Source organism: Neiella holothuriorum (assembly GCF_019457915.1).
GTDB classification, from domain to species: domain Bacteria; phylum Pseudomonadota; class Gammaproteobacteria; order Enterobacterales; family Neiellaceae; genus Neiella; species Neiella holothuriorum.
The window spans coordinates 1-23,902 of sequence record NZ_JAHZSS010000015.1 but is presented as its reverse complement, the minus strand read 5'-3'; the positions used below and the strand labels follow the sequence as shown (position 1 = coordinate 23,902).

Genomic DNA, 23,902 nt, shown 5'->3' with positions numbered 1-23,902 from the left:
ACATATGGATATTAGGAAACTAACTTTCGGCTCAAGGGATGAGTTTCAGCGTAAGAAAATTGCCGATCAAACCATCGCGTTACTGCAATCGGGCATCGATGTGTCGCCCATGGTCATCGATGGCAGCTGGGGTACGGGCAAAACAGAGTTTTGCCACAAGCTAATGAATTTGATGCGAGAGCAAGACTCACATCAAATCGTTTATATCGATGCCTTTAAAGCCGACCACGCCAATGAACCATTGATGTCGGTCTTGGCCGAAGTCATCAAACTCATCCCGGATGAGGATGGTAAAAAAGGCTTCAAGGATAAAGCGCTGCCAGTACTTCGCTTTGGGGCTAAAGCTGTGGGCAAAGCCGTTGTATCGCATTTGTTGCGTCAAGATGCAGCGGATGTGGTTGAGGAGTTTGATGATGCAATTCAGCAAACAGCAGATAAAGCCATAGACGCAACCGTTGAATCGGTTCTCAAAGACCATGTTGAAGCCGAGAAAAACTTAAAAGCCTTACAGGACGCTTTGGAAGCGTGGGCAGCCCAAAAACCCATCGTATTGTTTGTGGACGAGCTTGATCGCTGCCGCCCAGATTTCGCGGTGGATATGCTTGAGATCATCAAACACACCTTCGATGTACCGGGCGTCCAGTTTGTTCTTGTCACCAACACCCAGCAGCTAAAAGCATCAATTAGTCATTGTTACGGGCCAACCGTAGATACGCAGCGCTACTTGGATAAATTTCTTAAATTTTCTTTTGGACTACCAAGTACGTTTAAAATCAATGGCCACGAGTTGCTAAATGCATCAATAAACCATGCAAAATCGCTACTTGATGAGTCCGATATTTTATCTAGCGCTGAGATATGTAAAGACGCGAGCCAAGAGTTAATCAACCAAATTATTGAGATCAACAATCTATCACTTAGAGAAGTTGAAACGCTGATACGTCATCTAGCGATATATCAAATCCTGACTGGAGAAAAAGGGCTGTCGGGCGTCAAGTTTGGCTACAAACTCATACGAATTTGGGCAGTTGCGTTGTTTACATTTCACCCAAAGGTTGCTCAGTCGATTGCAAATGGCCAGTCAGACGCCGAGAAAATAGGCATATTGTTTAATGAAACTAGAATTATTGACTGGAATGGTGATTATCCATATCCCCAGCAATACCATGCCCTTTTAGTTGCGCTAGGCCAAGAGTGTTCTAAAAATGCAGGCTCGTATGAGCCAACAGAAGAAGCCAAACCTCACTGGGAGAGTTACTTTAATGGTCTATTTCAAAGACACGGATTTCCTCCCAGAGCAGGTAGCAGGCTAAAGATTCTTGCTGATGCTATTCAAACCATGACACTGATTTCATAGGAGAGCGCCGTGGAAAGCCATATCGCTAATTTCAACGAAGAATTCAGTGCCAAAATCCCAGCGCTAACGTTGCTAACCAACCTCGGCTACACCTTTGTTCCGCCTGAGCAATGCTTAGCGTGGCGCAGCAATAAATCTTCGGTGATTTTGCCTAACGTTTTGCGCAATGTGCTGGCCACCAAAACCTATTCCTTTATGGGCAAAGAGCAGCATTTGTCAGAAGCGGCCATTGACAAGATTGTGCAAGAGCTGGCGAACCCTGCCATGAACGAAGGCCTCAAAGCTGCCAATGAAAAGCTCTATAACGCGCTAACCTACGGCATTGGCGTGACTGAGTTTGTGGATGGCAAAAAGGCATCGCCCACCATTCACCTCATCGACTGGGAAAACCCAAGCAATAACCAATTCCACTTTACTGAAGAGTTGGAAGTGGAGAATGCTCGCGGTACCGGCCATCGCATTCCAGATGTGGTGTGTTTTGTTAATGGCTTACCTTGGGTGGTGATTGAGGCCAAGCGACCTGACTCATCGCACGAAGGCAAACCAACGGTAAGCGAAGGCATTTCGCAAAATATTCGCAATCAAAAGACCGATGAAATCCCGCACTTGTTTGCCTACAGCCAGTTATTGCTGTCGGTCAACGGCCATGACGGCTTGTACGGCACTTGTGGCACGCCAAGTAAGTTTTGGGCCAAGTGGAAAGAAGAACAAATCACCGACGCCACCTTTAGCCGCCTTAAGAACACGCCATTGGCGCAAGAGAAGCTGGATGCCATCTTCAATCATCGGCCAGCCAAGGTTCGTGATGAGTATCTTTCACTCGTGAGCGGCGGCGACTTAGTGGTGACCGATCAAGACCGTTTATTGGTGTCGTTGCTTCGCCACGATCGCTTGCTTGAAATGACCCGCTTATTCACCTTGTTTGATAAAAAAGCAGGCAAGATTGTTGCCCGCTATCAGCAGGTATTTGGCATTAAGGCGCTGATTGAGCGCGTCACCACCTTTGACGATAGTTTGAGTGGCGCTCGCAAAGGGGCACGAAATGGCGGCGTCATTTGGCACACCACGGGTTCGGGTAAATCCTTCACCATGGTGTTCTTATCCAAAGCGCTTATTTGGCTCAAAGAGCTAGCGAAATGCCGCGTGGTGGTGGTGACCGACCGAGTTGATTTAGAAGATCAGCTGGCTCGCACTTTTGCTTCGGGCGGTGCGCTTTCGGACAAAGATAAGAAGTCCGCCATGGCCACAACTGGCCGCCGTTTGGCCGAGCAAATTGGCAAGGGCAATGAGCGCATTATCTTTTCGATCATCAATAAGTTTGGCACCGCGATTGAGCTGCCTGAGTGCTATAACGAAAGCCCAGACATTATTGTATTGGTGGATGAAGGACACCGTAGCCAAAACGGTGAGAACAACATTCGCATGCAACAGGCGTTGCCACGCGCAGCCTACATTGGCTTTACCGGCACGCCGCTACTCAAAGATGACAAGACCGAAAACAAGTTCGGTAAAATCATCCACTCTTACACCATGCAACAGGCGGTGGAAGATAAAACCGTGACGCCACTGTTGTATGAAGAGCGCATTCCCGATTTAAGCACCAATGACAAAGCCATTGATGCTTGGTTTGATCGGATTACGGACAAGCTCTCAGAAAAGCAGCGCACCGACCTTAAGAAAAAATTCGGACAAAAAGGTCAGATTTACCAAACCGAAGGCCGCCTAGAGCTGATCGCTCACGACATTTCTGATCACTTCCAGAACTTCAAACGACAAGGGCTTAAAGGACAGCTGGCTTGTGACTCCAAAGCCTCGGCCATTCAATACAAAAAGCTGCTCGATCAGATTGGCAAAGTCACCTCGGTTGTGGCGATGTCGCCACCAGATACCCGAGAAGGCCACGATACCGTGGATTGCGAAAGCAAGGACATTGTTCAGAACTGGTGGAAAGCCAACGTCATTAACTCGGACTTTGGTCAGGATGAGAAAGCCTATACCCAGCACATTATTGCTGAGTTCGGTAAGCCTGATGGGCCAGACATCATGATTGTGGTCGACAAGCTCTTAACCGGCTTTGATGAGCCCAAGAATACGGTGCTTTATATTGACAAGCCGCTCAAGCAACACAACCTCATTCAGGCCATTGCTCGGGTCAATCGTCTGCATGAAGCCAAACAGTTTGGTTACTTGATTGACTACCGCGGCATCCTCAAAGAACTGGACGCCACCATTGCCGACTATCAGGACTTGGCCGAGCGGACTCAAGACGGCTTTGACATCGACGATCTCAAAGGCTTGTACAACCGCATGGACACCGAGTACAAGAAGCTGCCGGGGTTGTACGATGACTTGTGGGCCATTTTTGAAGGCGTTCAGAACAAACAAGACGGTCAAGCGCTGCGGCAAGTTTTGGCTCCTAAAATCGATACCATTGATGGTCAACTCACCGATACCAACCTGAAAAAGCGTGAGGACTTTTACGAGGCACTCACGGCGTTTGCTAATTGCCTTAAAGTGGCATTGCAATCAGCTACCTACTTTGAAGATAAAAGCTTTGATGCCATCGATCCGAAAACGGGCTTGGGTAAACGCGACCTTTACAAAAAGACACTCAAGTCGATGTCTGAGCTGCGCAAGCAAGTACGTGAAGATGCCGAAGAAACGGTCAGTTACGATGAGTATGCCGAGAGCATTCGCACCATGCTTGATAAGCACATTGGCGGGGTGAATATTCAAGAGCCTGACGGCGCATACCTCGTTGGTAATATGGGCAAAAGCGCGTCACCAAGCGAAATGTCTGACGATGAAGCCCGCAATAAGAAAGATGCGATTACTGGCCGCATTACCAAGATGATTGACCAAGACCTGGCGGACGACCCTTATGCCCAGGAATACTTCTCCAAGTTGCTGAAACAGGCGATCGAGCAAGCCAAAGAAATGTTCGAAGCGCCAGTGAAGCAATACTTGCTGTTTGCTGACTTTGAAGAGCAGGTTAAAGAGCGAAAAGTCGATGGCATGCCGAACGATCGATTTGCTGAACTCGATCCGAAAATCAGGCGTCATGTACAAGCCTACTATGGTTTGTTCCCGCACCGATTAGGTGAAGGCAATATGCTAACCGAAGATGAGATGTTCGCTTACGCCCAACAAATCGAAGCCATTGTGACGGCTGCTGTTGCTGAGTTTTCAATTAACCCCCAGGAGATTGAGAACCACATCCGACGCCAATTGCTGCCTGTGTTGTTTAAGGCGGTCGGCATGGACAAGGCGAAAGAAATCATTGGCGACACGATTCAAATCACTCGCTTGGGTGTTGGTGCTGTTTAACGATGACATCGGTTGAATCACCAGAGCGCGCCAAAGAGGAATACAGCTTTGTCTACGGGGATGAAGCTGTCTGCTACGAGGTCGTTCGCAAGCCTCTTTCACAAGGTGCGTCTCAGCAAACCGCTAAGCGAAAAGTGACCATCAAGGTACACCCAAATTGCGAAGTGATTGTCTCTGCACCTGATGATGCAGAGCGCTCCGATATTCATGACGCCGTGATGAAGCGAGCCAAGTGGATTTACGATGGTCTCAAAGAGTTTCGTGGCCACTTGGAATACGTGCAAGCCAAGCAATATGTCAGCGGCGAAATGCAGTTTTATTTGGGCCGGCGATATGTGTTGAAGGTGGTTGAAGATAACGACGCAATCGCTTCGGTCAAAATGCAGCGAGGCAAATTGCTGGTGACGCTGCGCCGCTTCGATGAAAGCAAAACGAAGCAAGTCAAAGCGCTGGTTCAACAATGGTACTTCAATCGCGCCAAACGAATCTTTCACGAGCGTTTGGCGGTCATGTTGCCCCAAGCTGAGTGGGTAACAGGCTTGCCGAGCTTTCGTGTGCTGCCCATGACCAAACAATGGGGCAGTTGCTCAGCCAAAGGCAAGTTGATGCTCAACCCCCACCTTGTGAAAGCGCCTAAGGAATGCATTGACTACGTGATCCTGCATGAGCTTTGCCATATCGCTGAATACAACCACAGCGAGCGATTCTGGCGTTTGCTCAGCAGCGTCATGCCGAACTGGAAAGAAGTGAAAAGCCGCCTCGATGGCATGGCTGAGCTGTATTTGAGTGAGTAATGGGTCGAGCAACACCTTAGGCAAACCCCATCATCAATCAGTACAACCAAATAAAAGTATGATCTTTGTCGCAAAAAGAAGAACTTAAAAAATAATTTTTAGTAAAGCCAAAATCTGATAACTCATTGCTTAATTTCAATTTTTATCAATCTGGCGGCCATCTAAATGGGATCGGCTATTGCTCGTAACGGCCGCTGACCATCTAAAAAATTCAACCTCGGCGCAGCGTTAGCTCTTTCATTGAATTTATACAATCAAATCCACCCTTTCCTCCATTGTATAAATTCAATCATATCACTCCCCACCCATTGTTTAATTTCAATAATTTTCCTTATTTATCATAATGTTGAAAAATTCAAGGCCTGGACCTAATACTCTCAAATTGCTAAAACGATTAACGCAGTTAGTCATCGCAAATGGAGTTACGTTTGAACAAGCAGCCAGAAATAACCGCCCAAACAGTAAAGCACTTGAATCAGTGGAAACGAGAAATTGCGCCTCCGAATCCATATAAGTCGTTTTTCAGTATTCGCCAGACTAATAAAATCGGCCGGCGACATCGGAAGTTTTGTCCTCGGCAAAAACGCTTGGTCGAGCTGATGAGCGATGGCGAGCATCACAGTTACCTGGCTCTCATTTGGCACCCGAACACACGGGAAGTGATGGATCAGTATGCGCTCGATATCGATGAAACAATGTCGATTGCAGGCATGCTCGATATAACACACCCACAAAAATGGGAAACAAATGAGGCCATTGTCATGACGACAGATTTTGTTGTTCGTCGAACATGTTCGAGCAACGGCATCAAGACAATCGCCTACTCGTTTAAATATTGGAATAAAATTTACAAGGAGGATCAGAATGGCTCAGCGATCCCCAAAAACCTCCGAACATGGCAGAAATTCGCAATCGAACGGGAATACTGGCACAGGCGAGAGATCGAATACCGTCTGATCACTGAGCGAGATGCAACCAAGGTCATGGCGTGGAACCTCGCCTACTTCGCTTCTGAATATGAGGCCGAGGTTTCTGAGAATGAACTCAAAGACTTTTGTCATTCGTTTATCCGAGTATGGTCTGACAACCCACTCCTTGAGCTACAAGACATCATCAGCGCAGCAGCGACTGAGCTCAAAACCACTTTCCAGCGCGCTCAAACCCTTCTCAAAAAGGCGGGCTTGCACCGTCTTATTCCGTTCGACATTAACTCAGCGGAAATTCGTCTATTTCGTCCCGTGAGATTGTTGCCATGAATTTCCGCGTAGGCATATGTTTATACAACGAGCAAAAAGGCATTGATTGGCGTGTCTGTCATGTCTGTCCGAGGCTAAACGTCGCCGCCATCGCTGACATGGGTGCAGCATTAACAAACAACAATTGCAAAAAACCGACAGTCTATACATTCAAAAAACTCCGGAAACTTATCGCCCAAAAATCGCTCGAAAGCGGCTTCTATGAATTACCGCTCGGAATGAGGGTTAGCCCAGAAATGCTGATTGAGCAAAACAGAGAAAAATGGCTTGAAAAGCGCAGTCGTCGATTTGAACTTATAGAGCCTCTGACAGCGGAACACGTCATCCGTAAGTATTTGTATGGGGATGGGATCGGCTCTGAAATCGCTGAATTAATTGATTCAGGGACTGAATGTAGAACTCCGGGTGCGTTCTACAACGCACTGAATCGGTACATCACTTTTGGTATGAATGTGCTGGCGCTAACGCCATTTAACCTCAAAAATACGGGAAGCAATTTCAAGTACGTCGACATTAACGGAAAGCCAATAAAACGCGGCCGAGGGGGGCACGACAACGCCCAAAGCCGGTCGAAAACACGTGGTATCACTGAACAAGATAAAAAAGATATCAAGTCGATTATCAAGCAACTGAAAAAAGGGGAGAAAAAGAAGTTTTCCGTCTCGCGAGCCTGGCGGGTTTATCAAAAACAATTTTGTCGTACGGAATTACTCCGCAAATACCCTTCATCAGGAAAAGAGCTCCCGTATTACATCAAGAAACGTGAGCAAGACCGTATATCGGAACAGCAATTCCGATATCACCTGAAAAAACTGTTGGGCCCCGAAGCCAAGAAAATTTTGATTCATGGAGCAACTGTTTACGAAAAAGACCACGCCGATCGCCAGGGCCACAGCCACGATGGCGTTTTAGGTGCTACCGATCGTTATGAGACCGACGCAACGGTTTTAGATATATACGTCAGATACCCGTATACGCGGTCTGAGCGACTCACCATGGGACGTCCTGTTCTCTATCTTGTTGTTGATGTTTATTCCACTGCCATCGCAGGATTTTATATTGGATTTAGCGGGCCAAACTGGCAGGGCATGGCCAACGCATACGTCAATGCATGCATGGATAAAGTTCAGTTCGCCGCAAGTTACGGCATAACAATCAAACCTGATGACTGGCCCATTCACCATGTACCTAAGAACGTTCTTACCGATAACGGGGCAGAGCATAAGGATGCGCTTGTAAATTCAGCACTTCTTGAACAGATCGGAATTCAGGGCTTTTCATTTGCAGCCGCGTATCGGGGGGATATGAAGGGCGTCGTCGAGGGTACATTCGCGATCGTTAACAACGAACGTATCCAATATTTAGCGGGATCAATTTTCAAGGAGCAAGATCGAACCGATCAGCATCCATCAAATAACGCGACCTATAGCTATGACGACCTAGTTCGCAAGCTCATTACCATTATCATCGAGTACAACAATTCTGCCAATCGTTTGTCAAAGCAGAACATCAATATGATGCGAGACGACGTAGAAGCTACGCCACAGGGGATCTTTAACTACAGCTTAAAAGAAGAGATGAACGGTGGCCATGGCACTGCCCCCGAGGAGGAGGCAACCATTCGATGGGCGTTTATTCCCGAAGAAACCGCAACGGTGCGAGCAGACTGCGTCTATTTCAAAGGGCTTAAATACCATAGCCCCGAATTCAAATGCCGTGGTTTATACGCTAAAGCCAAGGCAAAGCGATTCAAAATCCCAGTTAAGCGCACGCTGAACTGCGTGAACACTATCTGGCACAGAACCGAAGAGGGCCAATACATCAAGCTTGCGCTCAAAAATACCAATAATGAATCTCCATACCTGAATCAATGCTGGGCAGCAGTTCTCCATCGGCTCGAACAGAACAAAGATATCGCGAAAGACCTGAAGGAAAATGAGCTTGATGCGATGAATTACTCAGATGAGTTGATATCGGACACTGTCGAGGGGATCAAGCAAGTGCTCGAGCAATCTAGCCCAAATACCAACCAATCGATGCAGACTGGCGTCAAAGAGCGTCAAGATGAATACAAGCAGTTCCAGGCCGCAATGGATGCTAGAAACCTTGCTGCGGCAGTAGGTTCGAACTCGTCAGAACCAGATACGCCAGCACCTCAAATTCACCACGACATCAATGATGATGACGATGATATTTACGGCTAACGACTCAAGGATGAGACAATGAAAATCCAAGCGACCTACAACGAGCACCCTGATCAGAGCTTAAATGGTAACCCACTCTGCGAGGCACTATCAGTCGAGACAAACGATCGAAAGTTGCTCGACTCGCTTACTCAAATACCGCAAATCCAGGATGATTTCTGGCAACTTTCAAATCTGTTCAAAAAAACACAGATTGCACTGTTAGATGATCTCTATATTCCCCCCTCTCCTACAGTTGAAATGTTATATGAGAAATTCGTTAGCCTGCTACTTTCCAGCTACCGAAATCGCCACCCGCTGGCGGCTGATACGGTGAGATTTCAGTTCTTGCTCGGCACAGCAGCCAAAGCAGGTCAGCACTACGTTGGCGATGCAATGCCTGAGGATAAAATAGGTCCAGCTGTCGTCATCTCGGGCCTGTCAGGCATGGGCAAAACAGTAACCGTCCGAACTGTACTCAAAGCTATCCCGCAAGTGATCGCTCATGAAGAGTTTGATGGACAGCTGTTTAAGGCTACACAACTTGTTTGGGTATCGTTTGATATGCCCGCCACTCCATCCCCCAAGGCGCTTGCGATGAATTTTTTCAAGGCCGTTGATAGCGCTATTGGCACCGACTACTACCAAGAATGGTCTGCAAAATATAAACAGAATGTTGATGCATTCTACGGCGCAATGCAGGTCATCATCACAACCCATCACATTGGATTAGTGCATCTGGACGAGGTTCAATTCCTGCTCAAATACGCGAACAAGAAAGACAGTCCAAATTTTCAGATTATCGAGTCACTGTTTAACAAACTCGGTGTCCCTCTGGTGATGTCGATGACTTCACAGGGGTTGGAGTTATTCGATAGTGAGCTATCCAATGACACACGGCTCGGACTAGACATCACCACTGCACGCAGAATGCTCAGTGACCGTCAATTCAGCTTCAAGCTCCACAACTATGGCTCTGATTCATTCAATCAATTATTCGATGCATTGTATCCAGAGTCATTATCTACCGAACGCGAGTCGCCGGGAGATGAATTCAAACAAAGGTTCCACTACCTATCCTGTGGGCTGACCGCAGTTATGGTAAGACTTGCTCGCATGCATCATGAAACCATTATTGAGCTGCGAAAAAATCGCAAGGATGTTTCAACCGGAGACATTGCGATTTTAAACAGGATCTACAAAGGTCAATTCAATTTGATTGATTCGGCATTACAGCAATTACGGTACGGCCATCATTCATCTTACGAGAAGTCGATTACATCGGATGGACAAGAAAAAGCGACATTCTCCAATCAGGAGGTAAAGAAACAAAACGCCAAACAGAAAGAGAAACTGTCTATTCCCGCGGTTGATAAAAACAACGATCGCACCGGAACATCAGTCGCTTCCAGTCATGATCTATTGCCTGAAAGCAAATTTTTGAGCGGCATGGACCATGCGGAGGCTGATCATGGCTAGGCTCCCAACTTTCATGCCGTCACCACTGCCTGAAGAGCACTTGTTAAGCACAGTTGCCCGTTGGCTTGTCCTAACTGGGAATAAAGATGTCAAAGACTCATTACGTGGGCTAACCACCAATCGCGATAGTCTCAATCCTGGCAAAGCATTCCACCCTATCTATAACGATCTATTTCAACTGTACGGACGAATGGCGAACAGGGAAAAGCTCTTAAGCAAGCATACTCTATTTCCCTACTATGCCCCTCTGATGAAGTTCCAGCAGCGACTTACGGCGCTGGATATTGATAAAAAATTGGCAGAGAGACTCAGACCACAACCACTTCAAGGTCACTTGAACTTTGCTTGGTTCTGGCGCTGGTGCCCATGTTGTGTGCAAGAAGATGAGAAACAACATGGGGTGGCATACTGGCATGCTAAACACCAACTGCCATCGGTACTGAGTTGTTACAAGCATCCGCAGCAAATACTACTCAAAGAGTGTGCTCGCTGCGGTTTTAACATTCGAGACTTGAAGCATCATCCTCTGCCTCCGGGAACGAATAACTGCCCGTCTTGCGGCGAAGTATTTGGGCCTAAGGGCACTCAAAATGAAGTGACCGACTGGTTGAAGTCCGTGAGCTTACAGCTCATGTCTCAACCTTGTATGAAGCGGCCGAACTATGAATTTTCAATGACTCATGGCGTAAGCAGCCTACTCGCGTCAACCCACTTCAAGCGATCAGCAAAGAACCAGCTTGTTGTGTTTGAGCAACTGCAACAAGAATTCAAGCGCTGGTTTGATAGCTACCAACTCATCGATTTTTTTATGGGGTCGGAGTTAGAAGTAACATCGCCACGGATCCTGAGTATTGGCTCCGCCGCTAAGTTTCCAAGAGCTCTGCCGCCAATGAGTCATCTGATGTGGATGAAGTTTTTAGGAGCTCCCAACATAGAGCCCGAAACCCTCGAAGCCCGAGACTCGACAACTCCCCTGCTTGAGCAAGAGCTGCTGGTCAATTAAGAGCGAACATTCTGAGTGATAACGCTGCCTATCTACTCAAGAGAGACCGTTTACAGTTGGCTAGTCCGACAGGTACTGCTAAGCGGCCTTCCGTATCCCAGAGCAGCGCTGAAATCACTTATTGGTGACCAACACTTTCAGCTAACAAGCCTACTTCCCGGCTACTCCAAATCGCTAGCAGAGAACTCTCTCTGTGACGTGGATGAGTTGTTGAATGAACATACAACCATGAACTACTTTCGGCTGTTCTCCTCTCCTAGCAAATATGAGTCTCTGCGAGTTGAGCTTGAAGCGGGCTGCTCAATCACAATGGTCAATCAACATGGTTGGCTCGCCACACTATCCCAACAACCAAGAGAGCTTCGTTACTGCCCTGTTTGCGCGACGGATGAATACCTAAGACTTGGTGTTGCCTATTGGCACGTGGAGCATCAGCTGCCGGGATGCATCGCCTGTGCAAAGCACGGTGTTTACCTTATCGGTATAAAGCGATGGAGGAACATGTTGGAGCTACCGCTCCAGCACCCAGATCAGCACCTTGTCATCGCCCCGTCAGCGGCAACTAAACTGGCGCAGTTAAGCGTTGAGTTATTGTGCTGCACTGACGCCTTCCTAGCTCAGCGCCAGCTAGCACAAGCTTATCGAATTCGCCTCGCTGAGCTCGGCTTAGCCACTACCACACAAAAGCTATACATTGACCAATACGGCTTTCGAGAGAAGATAGAGGAAACATGGCGGGCATTGCGATATGAGCCATCGGTGGCGGCGGTGCTTTCTCTAGGCCATGGCCAAATGTTCCCTAAATGCATGTCCTTCTATCATCAGTCCCAACATCCACTGAGGCATTTACTGGTCATCGGCGCACTGTTCAGCTCAGTGACAGAAATGCTGGAGTACTACCACTCACTAAACGCACGACACCAGACATTGTTGAGCCAAAGGCATGTAAGGCAACCACGAACACCATATGAAGATGAATCCTTAGTGCGCAGAGTGCTGTCTCAATTAAGTGATGGCCTCAGTATGAATGCCATATCTCGGCAACAACGGTGTAGCGCCAAGATTATCAAGCGCATCGCCCTTCAACATGGTGTAACGATTTCAAGAAACCCCAAATTTCTGCATCACGCGGCGCGGCGGAAAATATGGCGGCTACTTCTAATCGGCCAGCCCTGCTCCGAAATAGCCAAAATCATGGATTGCTCAAAGGCCGCCATCGAGTTGGAGCTAAGTTACTACCCCGAACTCAAACCTCTGCGTAAAAAGATCCAGTACTTCAAACTTCAACAAAAGCACCGTACCGCTTTGCTGAAGGCCACCGATGCATTTCCAAATTACAGTCGAACTCAACTTCAAAAGCGATATAAAGCAACCTATTCATGGCTCTACAAGAACGATACAGACTGGCTCAATAGTCACTTGCCCCCAACCATCCCGATATCAGAACGACAACTTGGGAAAGCAAAAAACGCGGGCTAAAAAAATCAAAGCAATCTAATTACGATAGGAGTGCAATATGGCGAAGCTTACCCTGCAAATTAGCGAAGCCGCCAAGCCAGAGCTATTACTGCCAGACATCGCTGCGACCTTCTTTCAGGCAGCCGAGGTTCATGCTCTATCTGCCCAAATGTTCAATATTGATACTGGGGCGAATGACATACGCGCACGAGTATCGGCTGAGCGTGGTATCTCGGTAACGGTTTAGCAAGATATCCCTTTTTTTTTCACTCATGGAAGTTGTGAGGACAACTGAAGATACCCGCATCAATATGTGTTATAACGATTTTCAGTTCACTTAAGGATGCAATTGCTTATGGCAAACAGGAAGTTCGCCGTTTTAATCGATTCCGATAATACCCCTCATTCGAAGCTAGATTTGATCGTTGAAGAGCTATCTAGTTTTGGCCAAATCATCGTGAAAAGAGCCTACGGTGATTTCTCTTCGGAGCACCTAAAAAACTGGAAGGTTCCTCTCAACGAACTGGCTATCCAGCCCAAGCAACAGTTTGCGTACACCACAGGTAAAAATTCCACCGATTCACTGATGATCATCGATGCAATGGACTTGCTATACAGTGAACGATTTGACGCATTCGCGTTGGTCTCCAGCGACAGCGACTTCACATCCTTAGCGACAAGGTTGAGAGAGTCGGAGATACACGTTGTCGGGGTTGGAAAAGCATCGACTCCGTTCTCATTTAAAAATGCTTGTGATGATTTTATTGCTCTTGAGAATTTAGGTGACGAACAGAGCAAAGACGCCGCAGAGCAAGCCGACAGAGAGCTTTGGCGGCTCATGCATCAAGCGTGGCAGAACTTCAGAGATGAATCTGGCTGGGCAAAACTAGGCGAAGCCGGTAATTATTTAAAGAGATTAAAACCGGATTTTGACCCCCGCAATTACGGCCTTAAAAAGCTCTCTGACTTTTTTGAACACCACCCAGAGCGCTATATAACCAGAGCAACTAAAGGATCAGGGCTTGAGTTCCAACTGATCACCAAAGCGAATCGACAGTGATCAATAAGCTATACATGCCTACCTGTTAGGCTGCGGCTTGCTCCTAAGCGTTCTGGCTTTCACCCTCGATATAGAATTGGAACGGTAGCTATGCACCAACTCTTGCAAATATGCACGAATTCACTTCAACGTTTCTTGGAAGAATCTCTTCCAAAGCTAAGTCCAGATTGGTGGGCTAGCCATGTCATCGACAGATTGTCATTCCAACAACAATCCATAGCAACAGAGAGAGGGTTTTCATCACTTTCTGACTTAGATCTAGCTGCGCTGCTCCGCATTGTGGATCAGAACTGGTTTGAGCTATCTCAAACCATTGGGCTACCTCGAGAAGCACGAAACTGGATTAAGGAGCTTCAGACCGTCCGAAACAAATGGGCTCACTTATCTCGGGAAATGCCTGCCAGTGAAGAATATCGGGATGCAGATACGATGTGGCGATTACTGCAAGCTTTGGGTATCGATGAAGATGTTTTGGCTGAAATTGAGCTCTACCGGCAATCCAAACTGAATTCAATTACCGTAAGCGCAGAGGCCTCGCAGGAGACGGCTCCCAAAGAAGACAAGGGAAATCATTCCAATGCGCTATTCAAGATCGGAGAAATAATTTGCTTGCGTTCCGATAACAGCAAAGTATTTCCAGTCATTGCACTGGAAATACTAGATACTGAAAACACCTATCAGGTGTTTGACAACGGAGAAATAAAAACCTATTTCGAGAGCCAGCTTCAATCAATGGCCGCAGAAGAACATAGCGATTCTGCACCTACCTCCGTTAGCCAATTATTAGCTGCATTGGCCGCTGACTGCATTAGATACCCATCCTCCAAAAACCTTTACTCCCTTCGCTCAGGGAACATTAATTTCGTCCCATATCAATATCGCCCAGCTATAAAAATGGTAAAGGCTGAGCAACCACGCATTCTAATTGCTGACGAAGTAGGGGTTGGTAAAACCATTGAGGCTGGGCTCATTATCAAAGAGCTAAGTGCGCGAATGGATCTCGAGTCAATTCTAATCATTTGCCCTAAAGCACTTGTAGCTGAGCGAAAATGGGAGTTGGAGATGAAGCGGTTTAATGAAAGCTTCATTCCGTTAGATGGTCGAGGAGTTCGTTACTGCATTAACGAATGTGATTTGGATGGCACGTGGCCTCAGCAATACAACAAAGCAATCTTCCCATTCTCACTCTTCGATTCAAACCTTTTGAATGGCGATGACAGTAAGAGGAGAAAGCAACTCGGATTGCTAGACCTAGATCCGCCACCAAAGTTTGATTTGGTCATTGTCGATGAAGCACACCATATTCGAAACGCCGACACTTATCTCCATCAAGCAGTGAAATATTTTTGTGATAACGCGAATGCGGTCGTATTTCTCAGCGCTACGCCGGTTCAGCTGGGTAGCAAGGATCTCTTCACATTACTCAATGTACTCCGTCCAGATTTAATTATTGACGAAAACAGCTTTCATGCGATGGCTGCGCCAAATCGATACACAAACGAAGCCGTACACATTTGCCGAGAAGCAATAATGGGTTGGCCCAAAAGAGCTCAAGCTGCTTTGCAAAGTGCATCCGCGACAGAGTGGGGGCGCATGTTTTTACGAGAAACCCCTGAGTTCCAGAGAATTTTCGATGCGTTGGGTCAAGATAAGCACAGTGAGCAGCGACGGGTGAGCCTCATCTCAGAAATTGAAAGTCTAAATACCTTCAGGGCTCTTATTAATCGTACGCGTCGAAGAGATATTGGGGACTTTACGATACGTAAACCAGAAACCTTATCGATCTCATTTACTCCAGAACAAAAAGCACTTCATGACGGAGTACTAGCCATCATCGCTCGAATAATGAGCGCTACCCATGGCAAACAAAATATCAAATTTATGATGACGACCATACGCAGGCAAGCCGCCAGCTGTCTATATGGTTTAGCCCCGATGCTTGATGACATCCTTGGCAAGAAATTGGACAGTTTCTACGGCGGAGACTCTATTGATGCAGGCGTTTCATCCCTCATCTCTGACATAGAACTCTCAGAGATAAAAGATGACATCAAACAGATACTCTCTTTGGCTGAATCGCTGTCTAAGCATGATCCTAAAGCGGAAGCTTTTCAGAAAATGATCACTACGAAACAGCGACTAGAAAATCGAAAGATAATCATCTTTACCACTTTCAGGCACACAATCGCGTACCTCAAAGACAAGCTCGAAGAGAATGGTTGTCGGTTTGGAGTGATTCATGGAGCCATCTCAGATGAAGAGCGTCGAGACATTCGATACCGGTTTTCGCTTCCGTCAACTGAACCTAGCTGTGTTGATGTCCTTCTATCCTCCGAAGTTGGCTGTGAAGGGTTGGATTTTCAGTTTTGCGACTGTTTGTTTAATTATGACTTGCCGTGGAATCCTATGAAGGTTGAGCAGCGAGTTGGACGAATAGATAGATACGGACAACAAAGCGAAGCCGTAGCCATCGTAAACTTCATTACTCCAGAGACAGTTGATGCAGACATATACGAACGTTGCTTGAATCGTATCGGAGTTTTTGAACATGCCATTGGCGGCTGTGAGGAAATTCTTGGCGATATTAGCTCGGAAATTTTACGCATCGCTGACAACTTCAACTTATCAGACACAGAGCGTAAACAAAAACTACAGCAACTGGCCGATAACAAAATTCGCTTAATAGAAGAACATAACGAACTGAGCTCGAAGCAAAGTGAGTTGTTTGGTTTGGCAATTCCAACTGAAAGCAACGCGGAAGAAGACGCTCTGTTCGAACAGGCTTTACTAAAACCTCAAACGCTCGCTGTTTTATTAAACACCTACTTGTCAAACACTCTAGGTGTGAAAGAGGACTTCATCGATGACTCCGCTCATACCACACTGTCGCTGAATGCTGAACAGAGAAGATTGCTGAGGCGAGAATTTTCATCATCATCTCGCAACACTTCCCCTGCGCATAAACTCTGGCTGAACTGGCTCGAAGGTTCGGCGAGCAAGCTTAGAGTTACTTTCGATCCACAAGAGATTGACGCCAAGCAGGAAGCAGTTCTACTCACGACATCTCACCCACTGGTTCAGCAAGCAGCTTCCGCACTGGCTTTGACTAAAAAAATAGAAAGCCATGTATCTATCGCGACCAATTCAATTCCTCCTGGCAGGTACCCTTTTGCTCTATATCGGTGGAGCAAGAAAGGAATCAAGGCCGATGAACTGCTAGTAGGAGTCAGCAGCTCTGAAGAAATTGAGAAACAACTTGTTCATTGGCTTGTAAATGCCGACACCACAAGCTCTTCAGGAAACGTTGAGGAGCGTGAACATGAGACTTTGCGACAGCGACATCATTCGTTATGGGTCACAGAGCAAGCTAATCACGCGGCGAGTAATCGCCAATTGTCCGAATACAGAATTCAAAGTCTAACCAATAGTCATAAAGCTCGCTGTCAGACAATCTTTAACCAAATGGACAATTCTACGAACGACAAAATTCGCCGCATGAAAGAAAGTGAGTTAGCTCGCGCCAATGCCGATTTCACACAACGTTTATCCACATTAGAAATTGCTGCTGAGAGCGGTGATGTCCACGCGACCGAACTATGCATCGGCACTATTGAGGTAATCAGCCAACAATGAACACTTTCTACGAGGAACTCATAAAAGACAGAAATGAGTATGCCGGTTGGCTTGAAAAGAAGCCTGCTTTGCGCAGGATTGTAGAGGATTTATATCCGGACAAGGCTCACTTTATCTACGAGCTTTTGCAAAATGCTGAGGATGCAGAAGCCACCGAAGTTTCATTCCAGCTGCTTCCTGATGAGCTAATGTATGAGCACAACGGGAGGCCGTTCAACCAAAGTGATATTGATGCAATCACGGACATAGGCGAAAGCAGTAAGCGTGATGATGAGGACACTATTGGGCGTTTTGGGATTGGTTTTAAGGCTGTATTTGTTTACACCGAGTCCCCAAAAATTCACTCAGGTAATGTGAATTTTTCCATCGAGCGGTTTGTTGTTCCCAACTTCCACTCTTTTGATGAGAGCTTCGACAGCACCAAATTCTACTTTCCGTTCAATAGCCAGAAAAAATCGCCTGAAGAATCTTTCAGCGATATTCGCAAGGCCCTTAACTTGCTTAACGACACATCACTTCTTTTTCTTAAAAATATCAAGTCTATTCGCTGGGAGATTAGTGGCCAACAGGGTCACTGTTTAGAACGTATACACCACACTAACGAACATATTGAAATAGTCAGTAGAACCAACGCCAAAGACGAATCCAAACATTGGCTAAGGTTCTTAAAGCCAATTACTGATTCATCAAGTCTCTACTCCTCGGTTGCATTTGCTCTAAAACAGCGGAAAAGCCATAAATCTAACGATGGAACCACAACGCAGTTGAGCGACAGGTTCGAAATTGAACCTGTAAATGGCTCTGTGTCAGCATTCTTTCCTGCTGAAAAAGAGTCATCGGGGTTATATTTCAATATACACGCGCCATTTGTTACCGAGTTAAGCCGCGCCAGCGTTAAAGATACACGTGAAAATGCCAAGCTCTACGAGTCTATTGCAGAGCTTTGTTGCGAGGCATTAAAAGAGATCAAAGAACTTGGGTTGCTAAACTCAAATTTCTTAGCCGTCCTACCCAACAACGATGATCGAATCCCAGAGCGATACAACATAATCCGAAGCCTACTATTGGATTGCATGAGTACTGGTCCTTACGTTCCTACCTTTAATAAAGAGTTCGCGCCGGGGCGACAGCTTTTGCAGTCTAAGAGCAGTTTTCACCGAGTTTTTTCTATGGAAGATATGTCGCTCTTTTTGGGGGATGATATCTATATATCTTCATGGTCTGTCGTCGCAAATCAGAAAAACGGCCGCATCGATAAGTTTCTAAAGTCTGTAGGAGTTAAAGATTGGTCAAAGCAGGAGTTAAGCGATGCTTTGACCTATTACTCAGAGTCATCCTTTTTTGGGAACTCTAAGCGAGCCAATAAACTAGAACACATAGAGTTCAACAATTGGATTTCCGTTAAACCCGCAGTCTGGCTTCGGGATTTTTACGCTCTGCTCTACAGCGAATTGGAAGATGAACTCGCACATGAAATAGCTGCGGTTAAGCTTATAAAAACATCATCAGATAAATTTGCTCAAGCAGAAAACTGTTATTACCCCACTGTTGGAAAACACCACAATACCTCGCATTTGTTTGTGCACTCTGGTCTATTGAAAAAATATGACAATGAGCCGAAAAGTTGCGATGAGAGAGTTAGAAAATTTTTCGAAACCATTGGCATTCAAACATTTGGAGAAAGTGAAGAAATCCATGGACTGCTTGAGAGGTATTACCGCCACGAGCGAGCAAGTGTCAGTTTCGAAACTCACATTCAGCACCTAAAGCGCTTCATTGAATTTACAAAGCGAGAGCGCTACAGCTCTAGCGTGCTCTCAAAATACCGTATTGCTCAAAACTCTGAATTTGACTATGTAATACCAGCTGAAGTTTATTTGTCCCCCCCTTACACCAGTAGGCGCATGGATTTGGTCTATGATGCGCTGAACTCAGATAGATTTCATCCATTAAGTAACTTGTATAGCTCTTCTGATATACCAGACCAGGAGTTAGCCAAATTTTTCCAAGGACTCGGCGCAAAAAGCTCCTTAGAAATAGTTGAAATAACCTGCTCTCAAAACCCGAAGTGGACAAACCTTAGAAAGCAAGCCCCAGGCGCAATACATACTGGTTCAGGAATAAACCGAGATTACACGATTGACGGAATCGAGCGCCTACTCGCCGCAAAATCGAAAGATATAGCAAACATGGTGCTGGACTTGATGCGCTCTCGCCGGTTTGGCTCATATGCTCTTGAAGCCCGATATAGCCGAAACCAAAGTAACTATGCGGTAGCCGTTCCATCGCTATTGATACATCACCTGTCTACGAAAGCTTGGGTACCGCTCACCAATGGTCAATTTGCTCGCCCTTGTGATTCGAAGAAATCCTTTCTGCCCACTAACTTCAAAAGCGAACTAAAAAGCGAATGGGCACGCAAAGTAGAATTTTGTAAATATGAACTGGAGTCTGCACATGCTCATGAGGAGAAAGTTGAGGCGGCAAAGACATTAGGGTTGCCGATAAGTAGCCCAGACGACCTGGCTCACCTATCGGATTTTCTTAGCATACCAAAGAGCGAGAGAGACGCGTTTTTTGATAGTCGACGAGCAACACCTGAGCTAACTAACTACCTACCAAATAAGGTTTCCGGAAACCCAGAGCGAAGGGCACTGAAGGTTCAATCAGAGTTGACGAATGCTCCACTCAAACAAACGACTATTCGTGAGCGCTCTGTTTCGGTTGGAACTTCGTCAGAACAGGCCGAAGCGAAGCAGTATCTTCTTGCTCAGTACTCTGAAGCTGGTTCTACTATTTGCCAAGTTTGCCAATGTGAACTGCCGTTTAAAAAATCTGATGGGGAATTCTATTTTGAGGCAGCTGCTTTTGTTGGCGAGGCCGATAAGCACTACTACCAAAACAACCTTTGTCTATGCCCCAATCATGCCGCGATGTTCAAACATGCTCTCCATGACCGTTTGGGGTTGCTTGATAGTCTATTGACCATGAGAGGCAATGAGATTGAGGTGGTGTTGGCTGGTGAGCAATGCTCTATCTACTTCACCACCGATCATGCCAATGATTTGCGTGCTATTTTTGGACGGGATCCGGCTACCTATATTGATAAAGAGCAAACACCGGTAACATCCTCCTCCGCTGGCAGTCACTCAAAATCTATTGAGCAAAGCGGCGATGATGTCATAAGTGACCTAACCTTTGATGGAGTCCTGATCCCTGCTGGTTTACGAAATTGGAAAAACCCATATGCAACGGTCTCAGCAACGGGAGACAAAGTCTCTTTGGGTACGAAACACAAGTTGATAGCCACTTTCCCATCACTAGACGAGGCCAAAAGCTGGTGGAAACGCTATTCCACAAGCTATGGACTCTCAGGCGGCAAGTTCCGAATTACAAAATTGGATAGCAAACCTCATCAGGCCGCCCCAAAGCAGTTCAACACACAAGTAGCCAAAACAAATTTGTCGGCACAGCCCTCGTATGGCTCTAACAAAGAAGTCAGCAAAGCGAAAACCAAAATACCGCCAGGGAAGAAATACTGCCCCAAATGCGAAGGGGTTCAGCAAAAGCCGCCATGCCGTCATTGTTTTGGTACTGGTTGGGTTTAGTAAAACAAATGAGAGTAACCTTTGCCCTAGAGGCGGCTTGCTTCTGCCTGATTCGTGGCTGCACCTCTTCCAGCCAACACCTACTAGTTGTTTTACATCACCTTCTATCCTGTCTCCATTGAGGTAATACCGTAATACGCTATTACCTCAATGGCAGACCCAGCAAGAAACTCTAATTTTGAGGTAAATTTTGAGTTAACTCCGATTTTGAACTATGGTTAAACCATTCAATCATTGTTTTGGTTTAACCATGACAGTCGCTAAACAAGACCCGAGCCAACAAACAGTAACTGACGGCAAAGCTCTGCTTGATGAGAACCCTAAGCGTACCGCAGAGGTTGCCCTCATGGTGTTTTTCAATGTTATGAATGCATGGAAGGCTAACACTGCATCACAGTGCGCTCTACTGGGCAATCCAGCTGAATCCACCATGTTCAACTGGAAGAAAGGAAAGACCCCGGCGCGTTTGTCCCAAGACGTTCAAACACGGATCTCGCTGGTGCTTGGTATCTATAAAGCGATCGGCATCCTCATGCCAATTCGTGAACGTGCCGATGCGTGGGTTAACCGCCCGAACAGCACATTTGGAGGCTTGACGGCGCTGGAGCACATGAGTAAAGGCAACATCCTGAACATGGTAGAAATGCGGAGATACTTAGATGCCCAGCGGGGCTAACAAAGTCGCAGTCAGTTGGGATGATGCTTATCGACTGATCGCCAGCCATTTCCCTCCAATCTCGTTGTTTGAAGATGTCGCCGACCCAGCCGATTTAGAGATCGTGTTTGCACTAGAGGCGCTGACCAATGATCGCTTACTCGATGAGGCAGGCGACCTTCTATTAGTGGCTCCGGATGATCGCATCTCGGGACACGGCAGCTCCCCCGTTATGGCGGCATTTACTCACATTAGCCCTGAGCGAGTGAGTCGTTTTTCTGACGGTACCTATGGCATCTATTATGCGGCTTCAGATTTAAGAACTGCGATCGCAGAAACAAGGCATCACCGTGAGGTGTTCCTAAAAGCGACGGACGAGCCTGACGCTGAGTTAACAATGCGATGCTATGTGAATCAGGTAGCAGTGCCAATGCACGACTTGCGGGGCAAGAAGTGGGAAGAACTGTTTACAGAGAACTATGCTGCACCACAGGCTTATGGCAAACAGATGCGTCGTGATGGGAGTGACGGCTTACTCTATAACAGTGTCCGAAGCTCTGGTGGAGAGTGTGTTGCCGCCTTCAAGCCCAAAGCCGTAACTCCTGTCTCACAGACAGGGCATTACCGGTACATTTGGAGCCACAAAGCACAAAAGATCACCCATGTTCTTGAGGTGCGTGAGGTCGATTAGGCATCAAGGATGCATTTGCTTTAGCTAACTGCCGGAGCAAGCTCGTTAGAAAAAGATTTCCAGTCACAAACTTAATTAAACTCTCCGGCGAGCGGGATTCGATCCAGTAGACGATTTATCACAAACTTAATTAATATTAAGAGGCTCCCAAGGCCCCGCCCCTTGGGGGCCTCTCTCACAAACTTAATTTAACGCATCCAACATTTGGGTGCGTTGAATTAGCTTTAAGACCGCTTACATGGCGTTAAAGCGTTAATAGGCCAACATAAAAAAGCGAACCTTTGGGTTCGCTTTTTTGTTTCTAGCTAATTTTAGGTCTCGCTCGTACTGAGACTATCGAAGTATGCCCCCATACCTTTAAAACTCTCAAAGCCACTTCCCAAAACCATTCCGCAACTATAACCCTCGTAGTTTTTCTCCCACACCAGAGCTCCTGCGGAACTCACTCCGCTCAAACGGCCTTTGGCTATTTCTTTCATGCGATGCATTACTTACCGATCGCGAAGAAAGATTTTATTGATGGAAGTATTGCCAATAGTGAGCTGGCTCAGATTCTCGCTTAGCGCGGTTACTGTATGATTGGTTTAAATTTTTTTGATAATTATTGGGGTGACGACCTACCTTGCAAGGTAGGCCAACCTTATAAGGTCGCATTAATAAATTGTTAAATTGCAAAGGAGGGCTCTATGTCATTTTCCGATATGATGAAAGATAAAATTCAAGTTTTAAAGTCTGATGGCACTAAAAGTACAGAGATGAATGCAAGTGTTCAGATTAAAGGCATTTACTTAATGAGATCTGACATTCTGGTTGAACCTAATGACTTGATTCAACGTGTTATGTCCAATGGAGGAACTGAAACATTTCAAGTTATTGATCCTGGCTTTCACGAGGGAGCTGGTCATTCCATTCCAGCTCACTATCAAATGAAAGTTAAAAAGCTTGCGCTCCCTGAATCTGAAAAAGCAATTCAGTCAATTACATATAATATTAGCGGTCCAAACGCCCGCGTGAATAATAACTCAACAGACAATTCCAATAATGTTGTAAATATAAACAACGAGTTGGGTGAAAGTCTTGATGTATTAAAAGCAGAAATAAATCGTTTGGAGTTGTCAGTTAAAGAAAAAGAAGATGCTTTAGAGGTTGTTGGAGCTATTGAAGAACATTGTAAAACCGATAAACCAAGTAAGGTTGTTGTAAATGCGCTAATGAAATCACTACCTAATGTGGCGTCAATTGCTTCTATGTGGCGCTAATCCAATGCCGATTATTCTGGTGGATTGGTCTGATGTTCGAGAGCAAATGCGTCATCAAACCCTGCGCGCTTCGGTGAGTTTTGAAGGCCGCTCGGTCACGGTTTACGAGCGTGTCTTTGCCTTTGCTGAATACAATTCA

At 46.3% G+C, this 23,902-nt stretch carries 15 protein-coding genes and 1 pseudogene; all 16 read left to right on the top strand.

Going from position 1 to position 23,902, the window contains the following annotated elements:
- Positions 1-4 precede the first annotated feature (4 nt).
- A complete protein-coding gene (locus tag K0504_RS12340) occupies positions 5-1,357 on the top strand; it encodes a KAP family P-loop NTPase fold protein (RefSeq protein WP_220104501.1) in 1,353 nt (450 codons plus the stop codon).
- 9 nt (positions 1,358-1,366) lie between these two features.
- Positions 1,367-4,684: a type I restriction endonuclease subunit R gene (locus tag K0504_RS12335; RefSeq protein ID WP_220104500.1), complete on the top strand. Its 3,318-nt coding sequence runs from the start codon at positions 1,367-1,369 to the stop codon at positions 4,682-4,684.
- Between the two features lie 2 nt (positions 4,685-4,686).
- Positions 4,687-5,478 (top strand): M48 family metallopeptidase, encoded by a 792-nt coding sequence (locus K0504_RS12330; protein WP_220104499.1) that lies wholly within the window; start codon positions 4,687-4,689, stop codon positions 5,476-5,478.
- Between the two features lie 428 nt (positions 5,479-5,906).
- On the top strand, positions 5,907-6,734 hold the full coding sequence (locus tag K0504_RS12325; protein ID WP_220104498.1) for a TnsA endonuclease N-terminal domain-containing protein: 828 nt from the start codon (positions 5,907-5,909) through the stop codon (positions 6,732-6,734).
- Positions 6,731-8,938, top strand: a complete 2,208-nt coding sequence (locus tag K0504_RS12320) for a hypothetical protein (RefSeq protein WP_220104497.1) — start codon at positions 6,731-6,733, stop codon at positions 8,936-8,938. The genes K0504_RS12325 and K0504_RS12320 overlap by 4 nt, the downstream gene beginning before the upstream one ends.
- Positions 8,939-8,956: 18 nt before the next feature.
- The gene (locus K0504_RS12315; RefSeq protein ID WP_220104496.1) at positions 8,957-10,396 is read left to right on the top strand and encodes an AAA family ATPase; all 1,440 of its coding nucleotides are present in this window, start codon (positions 8,957-8,959) and stop codon (positions 10,394-10,396) included.
- Positions 10,389-11,399 carry a TniQ family protein gene (locus K0504_RS12310; protein ID WP_220104495.1) on the top strand — a complete coding sequence of 337 codons (1,011 nt, stop codon included), beginning with the start codon at positions 10,389-10,391 and terminating at the stop codon, positions 11,397-11,399. The genes K0504_RS12315 and K0504_RS12310 overlap by 8 nt, the downstream gene beginning before the upstream one ends.
- Positions 11,400-11,414: 15 nt before the next feature.
- Complete coding sequence (locus K0504_RS12305; RefSeq protein ID WP_220104494.1) at positions 11,415-12,878, top strand: TnsD family Tn7-like transposition protein; 1,464 nt, start codon at positions 11,415-11,417, stop codon at positions 12,876-12,878.
- A 37-nt stretch (positions 12,879-12,915) separates the two neighbouring features.
- Positions 12,916-13,104: a hypothetical protein gene (locus tag K0504_RS12300; protein WP_220104493.1), complete on the top strand. Its 189-nt coding sequence runs from the start codon at positions 12,916-12,918 to the stop codon at positions 13,102-13,104.
- 108 nt (positions 13,105-13,212) lie between these two features.
- Positions 13,213-13,917, top strand: coding sequence for an NYN domain-containing protein (locus tag K0504_RS12295; RefSeq protein ID WP_225918121.1), 705 nt, complete (start codon positions 13,213-13,215; stop codon positions 13,915-13,917).
- 90 nt (positions 13,918-14,007) lie between these two features.
- Positions 14,008-17,550, top strand: coding sequence for a helicase-related protein (locus tag K0504_RS12290; protein ID WP_220104491.1), 3,543 nt, complete (start codon positions 14,008-14,010; stop codon positions 17,548-17,550).
- Positions 17,547-21,158 (top strand): sacsin N-terminal ATP-binding-like domain-containing protein, encoded by a 3,612-nt coding sequence (locus K0504_RS12285; RefSeq protein ID WP_220104490.1) that lies wholly within the window; start codon positions 17,547-17,549, stop codon positions 21,156-21,158. Before K0504_RS12290 ends, K0504_RS12285 begins: the two co-directional genes overlap by 4 nt.
- A gap of 250 nt (positions 21,159-21,408) precedes the next feature.
- A complete protein-coding gene (locus K0504_RS12280) occupies positions 21,409-21,834 on the top strand; it encodes an antitoxin Xre/MbcA/ParS toxin-binding domain-containing protein (protein ID WP_220104489.1) in 426 nt (141 codons plus the stop codon).
- Positions 21,818-22,504: an RES family NAD+ phosphorylase gene (locus K0504_RS12275; protein ID WP_220104488.1), complete on the top strand. Its 687-nt coding sequence runs from the start codon at positions 21,818-21,820 to the stop codon at positions 22,502-22,504. Before K0504_RS12280 ends, K0504_RS12275 begins: the two co-directional genes overlap by 17 nt.
- Before the next feature lie 686 nt (positions 22,505-23,190).
- A complete protein-coding gene (locus K0504_RS12270) occupies positions 23,191-23,763 on the top strand; it encodes a hypothetical protein (protein ID WP_220104487.1) in 573 nt (190 codons plus the stop codon).
- Positions 23,735-23,902, top strand: a pseudogene (locus tag K0504_RS12265) (IS4 family transposase); the annotation flags it as partial. The gene K0504_RS12270 and the pseudogene K0504_RS12265, both read left to right, overlap by 29 nt.